This is a genomic window from Catellatospora sp. NPDC049609 (genome assembly GCF_040675365.1).
Classification (GTDB): Bacteria; Actinomycetota; Actinomycetes; order Mycobacteriales; family Micromonosporaceae; genus Catellatospora.
Genome location: NZ_JBFAOU010000250.1, coordinates 1 through 8,811 on the forward strand (window position 1 = coordinate 1; position 8,811 = coordinate 8,811).

General features: G+C 72.7%; 7 protein-coding genes. 2 read left to right on the forward strand and 5 right to left on the reverse strand.

Annotation, left to right across the window (positions count from 1 at the left end; translation table 11 throughout):
* Positions 1-72: 72 nt before the first annotated feature.
* From AB0J67_RS37055 to AB0J67_RS37075, 5 genes are all read right to left on the reverse strand, one after another.
* Entirely contained in the window at positions 73-1,290 is a 1,218-nt protein-coding gene (locus AB0J67_RS37055; protein ID WP_363489788.1) for a DUF1800 domain-containing protein, read from the reverse strand.
* A gap of 167 nt (positions 1,291-1,457) precedes the next feature.
* Positions 1,458-2,243, reverse strand: a complete 786-nt coding sequence (locus AB0J67_RS37060; protein WP_363489790.1) for an ABC transporter permease — start codon at positions 2,241-2,243, stop codon at positions 1,458-1,460.
* Complete coding sequence (locus AB0J67_RS37065) at positions 2,240-3,205, reverse strand: ATP-binding cassette domain-containing protein (protein WP_363489792.1); 966 nt, start codon at positions 3,203-3,205, stop codon at positions 2,240-2,242. The genes AB0J67_RS37060 and AB0J67_RS37065 overlap by 4 nt, the downstream gene beginning before the upstream one ends.
* Positions 3,206-3,217: 12 nt before the next feature.
* The gene (locus AB0J67_RS37070) at positions 3,218-4,054 is read right to left on the reverse strand and encodes a DUF4097 family beta strand repeat-containing protein (protein WP_363489794.1); all 837 of its coding nucleotides are present in this window, start codon (positions 4,052-4,054) and stop codon (positions 3,218-3,220) included.
* 107 nt (positions 4,055-4,161) lie between these two features.
* A complete protein-coding gene (locus tag AB0J67_RS37075) occupies positions 4,162-4,680 on the reverse strand; it encodes a hypothetical protein (RefSeq protein ID WP_363489796.1) in 519 nt (172 codons plus the stop codon).
* Positions 4,681-4,940: 260 nt separating this feature from the next.
* On the opposite strand from AB0J67_RS37075, the gene AB0J67_RS37080 reads away from it, so the two are divergent.
* Positions 4,941-6,578 (forward strand): hypothetical protein, encoded by a 1,638-nt coding sequence (locus AB0J67_RS37080; RefSeq protein WP_363489798.1) that lies wholly within the window; start codon positions 4,941-4,943, stop codon positions 6,576-6,578.
* 174 nt (positions 6,579-6,752) lie between these two features.
* Complete coding sequence (locus AB0J67_RS37085) at positions 6,753-8,678, forward strand: glycoside hydrolase family 18 protein (protein WP_363489800.1); 1,926 nt, start codon at positions 6,753-6,755, stop codon at positions 8,676-8,678.
* The last annotated feature ends 133 nt before the right edge of the window (positions 8,679-8,811 follow it).

An 8,811-nucleotide genomic window follows, 5' to 3' on the forward strand; every position in this document is an offset into this window, starting at 1 on the left:
TCGGCCTGCCCGATTCGCTGACCGAGTAGCGGGACGGCGCGAAGGTCGGCGCACCCGGTGCAGCCGGCGGGATCAGCGACCGATCAGGTTGTCGACCGCGTCGGGGCGTCCGGCGGCGGGTGCGGCCGACAGCCGCTCGGTGAACGCCGGGCTCGCCGCGGCGGCCAGCGCCTGCGCGAGCTGCACCCGGGTCTGCGTGCTGAACGTGTTGAGCCACGCGGTGCCCGCCGGCCAGCCGCCGACGCTCGGCGGCCGGAACGGCACCTGGTCGAGCCGGTTGAGGCCCTGGTAGATCTGCTTGCGCTGCTTCATGCCGGCCGCGGTGCCGGCCGCGCCGAGCTGGCGCACCGCGCCGACCAGCCACTCGACCGGCTGCTTGACCAGCTGACCGCCGGTCGCGCCGAACGCCTCGTCGGTCAGCATCGCCCGCACCAGCGCGGTCACGTCACGGCCGGCGAACGCGGCGGACAGCCGGTCGCGTACGGCGTCGGGCATGGGCTCGCCGGAGGCGAACCGGAACCACAGCCGCGCGGGCAGGAACGTGCCCGCGGCGGGCTGGTCCAGCAGGATCCCCGCGAGGCCGTCGGCGTCCAGCGGACCGGTGTGCCCCAGCACGGTCTTGTCGGTCTTGTCGTGCCGGGCGGGCTGGAACACGGCCCGGCCGGCGTCGCGGTCCAGCGTCCAGCCGGTCAGCGCCCGCGCCGCGGCCTTCACGTCGGCCTCGGTGTACGCGCCGATGCCCAGCGTGAACAGCTCCATCAGCTCGCGGGCCAGGTTCTCGTTCGGGGCCTTGCGGGTGTTGCGCTGCCCGTCGAGCCACTGGATGAGCGCGGCGTCGCGCAGCATCGCCCGCACCAGCACGCCGAAGTCGCCCCACCCGTCGCGCCGGAACACCTGCTGCTGGGCCAGCATCAGGTGGGCCGAGTTGACCTTCTGCACGCTGGTCGCCCAGTGCCCGTGCCAGAAGAACACCAGCTTCTCGGCCAGCTGGTGCTCGGCGGCGATCATGCGATCCACCCACCAGTGCGTCAGCTCCTGCACCTGGGCCTTGCGCGCCTGCCGCGCCTTCTGCCGCTGCTCCCGCGAGGCGCCCTTGGCGAGCTTCAGATACGGATCCTCACCGAGCTCCGGCACCGGCGTCCGCCCCGCCCCCGCGTCCCTGCCGGCAGGCCGCACCAGCCGCTCCACGGTAGCCGCGAACCCGTCACGCTCGGCCCGGTCCACCTCGTCGGCGGTCGGCCCGAACGTCGCCCGGCGCAGCAGATGCGCCACCCTCTCGCGTTCGCCCATGCCCCGATCCTAGGTAGACCGTGATCAGTTCCCCGCCTGCCCGATGTACGGAAAACGTAAAGACCCACCCAAGATCGCGACGATCTTGCGTGAGATGTGGGGACGACACGCCCTATCCGGGCATATCCCTAACACTTCACGCAAGATCGTCGCGATCTTGGGAGGGGTCAGCGGGTGGACTCGCGGTTGTAGCGGGAGCGGGCCCAGTAGAAGCAGCCGACGGTGAGGGCGACGGACCAGGCGACGGCGAGCCAGGCGCTGTTGCCGATGCCGGTGCCGAGCAGCAGGCCGCGGATGGTCTCCATGACGGGGGTGAAGGGCTGGTACTCGGCGGCCCAGCTGACGCCCGCGGGCATGGACTCGGTGGGGACGAAGCCGCTGCCCAGGAACGGCAGCAGGATCAGGGGCATGGGCAGGTTGCTGGCGGACTCGACGGAGCGGGCGGTCAGGCCGCAGGCGACGCCGAACCAGGTGACGGCGAAGGAGACCAGGGTCAGCAGGCCGGCCGCGGCGACCCACTCGACCGGCGTCGCGGTCGGGCGGAAGCCGACGGCGACGGCGACGCCGACGACGACCGCGAGCGCGATCACCAGCTGGACCAGGTTGCCCAGGACGTGGCCGGTCAGCACGGAGGGCCGGAAGATGGCCATGGTGCGGAACCGGTTGATGATGCCCTCGGTCATGTCCTGCGCCACGCCGATCGCGGTGAGCTGCGGCGCGCTGGCGATGGCCAGCAGCAGGATGCCGGGGGTGACGTAGTTGGCGTACGCCGCCCGGCCGCCGCCCGCGGCGATGCCGTCGCCCAGCGTGCCGCCGAAGACGTACACGAACAGCAGCAGCATGATGACCGGGATGCCGATCAGGAAGCCGATCAGCGGGTAGCGGCGGGCGCGCAGCAGGTAGCGCCGCAGCATGGTGGTCGAGTCGCGCAGCGCGTAGGCGGTGGTGCTCATCGGTTGCTCGCTCCTTCGAGGGCGGGGGAGCCGGCGGTGTCGGGCCGGCCGGTGAGGGTGAGGAAGACGTCGTCCAGATCGGGGGTGTGCAGGGTCAGTTCGGCGACCTCGACGGCCGCGCTGTCGAGCGAGTCCAGCACCGCGCGCAGCGAGCGCACCCCGCCGTCGCTGGGCACCTGCAGGGTCAGCGCCTCGTCGTCACGGGTGGCCGTGCCCAGGGCGCGGGCCGCCGCCGCCAGCTCGGCGAGCCCGGCGAAGCGCAGCCGGATGTGCCCGCCGGGGATGAGCCGCTTCAGCTCGGCCGGGGTGCCCTCGGCGATGATGCGGCCGTGGTCGAGCAGCGCCACCCGGTCGGCGAGCTGGTCGGCCTCCTCCAGGTACTGCGTGGTGAGGAAGATGGTGACGCCGCCCGCGACCAGCTCGCGGATCATGTCCCACATGGTGCGGCGGCTGCGCGGGTCCAGGCCGGTGGTCGGCTCGTCGAGGAACACCACGCGCGGGTTGCCGACCAGGGTCATCGCCAGGTCGAGCCGGCGCCGCATGCCGCCGGAGTAGGTGACCACGGGCTTGTCGGCCGCGTCGGCCAGGTCGAAGCGCGTCAGCAGGTCGGTGATGCGGCGGCGGCCCTCGCGCTTGTCCAGGTGGTTCAGGTCGGCCATCAGGGCCAGGTTCTCGCGGGCGGTGAGGAAGCTGTCCACGGCGGAGAACTGGCCGGTCAGGCCGATCGCGGCGCGCACCGCGTCGGGCTCGGCCGCCGGGTCGTGCCCTGCCACGCGGAGGTGGCCCGCATCGGGGCGCAGCAGCGTGGACAGGATGTTGACGGTGGTGGTCTTGCCGGCGCCGTTCGGGCCGAGCAGGGAGTAGATCGTCCCGGCCGGGACGGTCAGGTCGATGCCGGCCAGCACGGCCTTGTCGCCGTACGCCTTGCGCAGGCCGCGCACCTCGATGGCGGGGGTGGGCATGGTGGTGTCCTCTCAGGAACGGTGGATGATGATGTCGCCCCAGTGGGTGCGGGCCCGCACCTCGACGCGCTCGTCGTTCTCGGCGGGGCCGCCGGTGCTTTCCAGGGAGTTGCGCACCGCGCCCGGCGCCTGCAGGTCGAGCCAGGCGGCGGTGCCCTCGGGGATGCCGATCTCCAGGCGGCCGGCGGCGGTCTCCAGCGAGACCGCGCCGCGCACCGCCGAGCCGATGCGGATGCCGCCGTGCGCGGTCTTGGCGGTGACCCCGCCCAGCGCCCGCTCGACGGTGATGTCGCCGTTGGCGCCGTTGATCCGGGCCAGGCCGGTGATCTCGGCGATGCTGCTGTCGCCGTTGGAGCTCTTGACCACGGCGGCGCCGTCCACGCGGCCGATCCGGATCCGCCCGGTGCCGGTGGTGACCTTGGCGTCGCCGAGCACGTGCCCGACGCCGATCTCGCCCGCGCCGGTCTCCACCTGCAGCGGGCCGGTCTGGTCGAGCTGCACGCGGCCGTAGCCGGTGTGGTACTCGCACGGACCCAGCGGGCCCTCGGCGGCCAGCTCGCCCAGGCCCGTGCTGCCCTCGACGGACGAGCCCGCCGGCAGCGCGATGTCCACCTCGATGGAGCCGGGCCGGCCGAACATCGAGTTGAGGTGCTTGGGCGTACGCACGTGCAGCCTGCCGTCGGCGTACTCGACGCGGGTCTCCTCGGCGGCCTTCACGGACTTGGCGTTGCTGTTGGCCGGGCGCACCTCGACCACGGTGTCGGTGCGCTCGCTCGCGCTGATCCGCACGTCGGCGGCGAGCAGGTGCAGGGTCACGGCGACGGGTCGCGGGGTGTCGAAAGTGGGCATGGTCGTCCCCTCAGCTCTGATCTGTCGATGTCACCGCTGGTCAGCGGCGTGTACGGTCGGCGGTCCGCCCGACCGGCGGGTGTGGTGCGGGAGCCGGGCGCCGGGCGTCAGCGCACCCAGCCGGTGTAGCGCCGGCCCAGGTCGGTGCTCTGGCGCGCGGCGGCGGCGCGCTGCGCGGCGGTGTCGGCGTCCAGCGCCGAGGCGGCCGCCCGCACCAGCCAGGTGTTGACCGACAGCCGCTCGCGCCCGGCCGTCTCCTCGATGCGCGCCTTCAGCTCGTCGGGCAGGCGCAGGTTGATCCGCGAGGTGGCGCCGCCGCTCGCGGTCTCGTCCCACACGGGTGCGGGGGTGGCCGGGGCGGCCGCGGGCTCGCCCGCCTCCGCCTGCGGGACCCGCACCACGAAGCTGGGGTCCAGCCCGCGCAGGCGGACGTCGACCGAGCCGGGCGCCAGGTCGCGGGTGATCTCGTCGGCCGCGGCCGACAGCGCCTCCAGCAGGGTGAGCCGGATCGCCGACTCCAGCGGCGCGGTGAGGCGCTCGGCCAGCGCGCGGGCCTCCGCGCCACCGGTCTCGGCCGCGACGGCGAGCTCGGTACGCAGCTTCTCTACATACGGCGTCAGGTCCATGGCACCACTATGGCACCACGATGGCACCACGCGCAACCACTATGGCTCAGAGGTGAGCCAGTAGCCGTTCGGTGATCTCCGCTGGAGGTTCGGCTGAACGTCGGAGAATCAGGCACCCGGGGCAGGGTGACGCGCCTCGGGGGTCGCCGATACCCTCTCCGGATGTGCAGGCGGGCGGTACGGTCCGTCGGCCATGCCGTGCACCCCCACGGCGTGGCTCATCCGCCGGCATCGCGTCCGCGATCTATGGAGGATGACGAATGTCTCAGGGCGAGCATCTCGCACAGCGCGACGACCTGGCCGCGCGACCGAACTTCGAGGTCACCCTGCGTGGGTACGACAAGCGCCAGGTCGACCACTACCTCGCGCAGCTGGACAGCGAGATGTCGTCGCTGTCGGCCGAGCGCGAGCGGGCGCTCGTGCAGGTACGCGACCTCACCGAGCGGCTGAAGCGGCAGCACACCGACCTCGCCGAGCTGGCCGAGCTGCGCCAGCGCCCGGCGCAGGTGGAGCGCGCGTCGTTCCGGCACCTGGGCCCGATGGTGGACCAGATCCTCGACCTGGCCGAGAAGCAGGCCGAGCAGATCACCACCACGACCGCGCAGCAGATGGCGCACCACAAGGCCGAGGCCGAGAAGATCCTCGGCGAGGCGCAGGAGCAGGCCGAACGCCTGCGGGCCGACGGCGAGGCCGCGCTGGAGCGCGCCGAGCAGGAGCTCAAGCGGGTGCACGAGCAGAGCGGCCAGCAGGTCGAGCACGCCCGTGCCGAGGCCGACGCGCTGGTCGAGGCGGCCCGGGTGCGGGTGCAGCAGGAGGTCGAGGCGGCCCGCGCGCAGACCCAGCAGGAGATCTCGCAGTGGAAGGCCAACGTCGAGCGCGAGCTCGCCGAGCTGCGCGCCTCCGCCGAGCGCGAGATCGCCGGGCAGCGCACCGCGACCAACCAGAAGAATGCCGCGCTGCAGGCCGAGGCCCAGCAGTACGCCACCGACCTGCGCCGCCGCGCCGACGACCAGAACGCCGCGCACCAGCAGCAGCTGACCGTCGTGCAACAGGAGATCCGGGCCCGCCGGCAGGCGCTCGCCCAGCTGCAGGCCGAGCTGGACATCGCCCAGCAGCGCCTGGTGCAGTCGCGCCAGGAGGGCGCCGTCGCCGAGCGCGAGGTCGCCCAGCTCCAGCAGCGGCTGGGTGAGATCAACAAGGACCTGCACACCGAGACGCAGCGGCTGGAGGAGGCGCGCCGGTCGGCCGAGTCCGCCGAGCGCCACGCCGTGGCGGTGCGCGCCCGCGTGCAGCGCGAGGCCGAGCGGGTGGCCAACCTGGCCGCCGCCGCCGTCATGGCCGCCGCCGTCGGCGGCGTCGAGACCGGCGAGTACCCGCGCGTCCAGGTGCGCCAGCCCAGCGGCGCCCGGCACTCCGCGGCCGAGGAGGACGGCGGGCAGGTGGCGATCCCCCTGGGCGTGGGCCTGGAGGCTCCCGCGGCGCTCGACGCCGGGCCCGCCGACACCGACCCGCGCCACGAGCAGCTCGATCAGCGCCACGAGCACTTCGATCCGCGCCACGACCAGCTCGACCGGCACCACGAGCAGCTCGACCAGCGTCACGAGCAGGAGCAGCGCCACGACCAGCTCGACCAGCGCCACGAGCAGGAGCAGCGCCACGAGCACCTCGACCAGCGCCACGAGCAGGCCGAGCACGACCAGGAGCACGACCCGCGGCAGGAGCAGGCCGAGCAGGACCACGAGCACGCCGGGCACGACGGCCGGGCGATCGACGGCGAGCTGGTCGAGCAGGAGGCCGAGGTCGAGGCCGACGGCCGTGTGGAGCACAACGGCCGCCACCACGGGCACCCGATCCCCGGCCAGCGCACCGCCGAGCAGGAGCGGGTCGGCGCCGAGTAGCCCGCCGCCACCGCAGTGCCGAGAGCCCGCCCGCCCCGCGCGTGGCGGGCTCTCGGCGTTCCCGCTGTCCCACTATTCAGGAACTAATAGTAAGGCTTATTGACTGTTAATTATCGAGCGGCGACGATCCAGGAACCCTCACAGCTCCCCGTCCTGAGAACGGAGCAGCTCGATATGAACAGATTGCGCGCCGCCGCCGCGGCCGCCGCGACCGCACTGGTCGCCGCCCTCGCCGTCACCGCACTGCAGACCCCCGCCGCCGCCGCCGAGGTGCTCGTCAACGGCGGCCTCGAGTCCGGCTCGCTCTCCCCGTGGAGCTGCACCGGCGGGCTCGGCAGCGTCGTGTCGACCCCCGTCCGCACCGGCACCAGGGCGCTGCAGGGCGCCGCCAGCAGCTCCGACAACGCCAAGTGCACGCAGACCGTGTCCGTCGTGTCCGGGACCCAGTACACGCTCTCGGCCTGGGTCCGCGGCAGCTACGTCTACCTCGGCGTGAACGGGGGAGCCTCCACCTGGACCCCGAACGCGACGAACTGGACCCAGCTCACCCTGACCTTCACCGCCGCGAGCAGCTCCGTGCAGGTCTACCTGCACGGCTGGTACGGCACCGGCACGTACCACGCCGACGACATCTCGCTGCAGGGCCAGGGCGGCTCCGGACCCCAGGTCCCCGGCGCGCCCGGCAACCCGTCCGCGGGCACCGTCACCAACACCTCGATCGCCCTGTCCTGGGGCGCCGCCTCCGGCACCGTCAGCGGCTACCGGGTGTACGAGGGCAGCACCGTCGTCTCCTCGCCGACCGGCACCTCGGCCACCATCAGCGGTCTGGGCGCGTGCACCACGCACACCTACTCGGTCGCCGCGCACAACAGCGCCGGCGAGTCGGCCCGGTCCGGCTCGGTCACCGTCACCACCACCGGCTGCGGCACGGGCGTGCCCGGCGCGCCGACCAACCTGCGGGTGACCTCGGCGACCAACACCTCGATCGCACTGGCCTGGAACGCCTCCACCGGCACCGTCACCGGCTACCGCGTGTACGAGGGCAGCACCCTGCGCACCACCGTCACCGGTCTGGCCGCCACGCTGTCCGGCCTGGCCGCCTGCTCCAGCCACACCTACTCGGTGCGCGCCTACAACGGCACCGGCGAGTCGCCCGCGGCCACCATCTCCGCCACGACCACCGGCTGCCCGACCGGCAACCTGCCCAAGCACCTGCTCACCGGGTACTGGCAGAACTTCGTCAACGGGGCCACCCCGCTGCGGCTGTCGTCGGTGCCGACCACGTACGACATCGTCGCGGTCGCCTTCGCCGACGCGGTGTCCGGCACGCCCGGCGCGGTGTCGTTCAACGTGGACGCCGGGCTGTCCTCGGCCCTGGGCGGCTACACCAACGCCCAGTTCAAGGCGGACGTGGCCACCCTGAAGTCCCGCAACCAGAAGGTGATCCTGTCCGTCGGCGGCGAGCTGGGCAGCGTTTCGGTCGGCAACGCCACCGCGGCGACCAACTTCGCCAACACCCTCTACAACCTGATCACCGAGTACGGGTTCAACGGCGTCGACATCGACCTGGAGAACGGCCTCAACGCCACCTACATGGAGCAGGCGCTGCGCAACCTGCGCTCACGGGTGGGCAGCGGCCTGATCATCACGATGGCGCCGCAGACGATCGACATGCAGTCGACCGGGGCGGGCTACTTCTCCCTGGCGCTCAACATCAGGGACATCCTGACCATCGTGCACACCCAGTTCTACAACTCGGGCAGCATGCTCGGCTGCGACCAGCAGTTCGCGTACTCCCAGGCGACGATCAACTTCCTGACCGCGCTGGCCTGCATCCAGCTGCAGAGCGCGCTGCGCCCGGACCAGGTCGCGCTCGGCCTGCCCGCCACCACCCAGGCCGCGGGCGGCGGCTACGTCAACCCGTCGGTCGTCAACAACGCCCTCAACTGCCTGGCCGCCGGCACCAACTGCGGCAGCTTCGTCCCGCCGGCCCGCTGGCCCGCCATCCGCGGCGCCATGACGTGGTCGATCAACTGGGACGCCTCCAACGGCTACAACTTCGCCAACACCGTCCACAACCACCTCGTCACCATGCCGTGACCGAAAGGAAGGGCACCTTCTTAACGCTACGCGTATAAGCGCTCGGCGGCCCCCAGCTCAACGCCGACCTGCCCGGCTGGCAGCAGATCCTGCAGCTGATGGTGTCGCTGGCCGGGGTGGCGCTGGTCCCGCT

What these genes read in the sequence shown, in the direction of transcription:
- AB0J67_RS37055 (WP_363489788.1), bottom strand. Translation starts at nt 1,290, where the DNA reads ATGGGCGAACGCGAGAGGGTGGCGCATCTGCTGCGCCGGGCGACGTTC.
- AB0J67_RS37060 (WP_363489790.1), bottom strand. Translation starts at nt 2,243, where the DNA reads ATGAGCACCACCGCCTACGCGCTGCGCGACTCGACCACCATGCTGCGG.
- AB0J67_RS37065 (WP_363489792.1), bottom strand. Translation starts at nt 3,205, where the DNA reads ATGCCCACCCCCGCCATCGAGGTGCGCGGCCTGCGCAAGGCGTACGGC.
- AB0J67_RS37070 (WP_363489794.1), bottom strand. Translation starts at nt 4,054, where the DNA reads ATGCCCACTTTCGACACCCCGCGACCCGTCGCCGTGACCCTGCACCTG.
- AB0J67_RS37075 (WP_363489796.1), bottom strand. Translation starts at nt 4,680, where the DNA reads ATGGACCTGACGCCGTATGTAGAGAAGCTGCGTACCGAGCTCGCCGTC.
- AB0J67_RS37080 (WP_363489798.1), top strand. Translation starts at nt 4,941, where the DNA reads ATGTCTCAGGGCGAGCATCTCGCACAGCGCGACGACCTGGCCGCGCGA.
- AB0J67_RS37085 (WP_363489800.1), top strand. Translation starts at nt 6,753, where the DNA reads ATGAACAGATTGCGCGCCGCCGCCGCGGCCGCCGCGACCGCACTGGTC.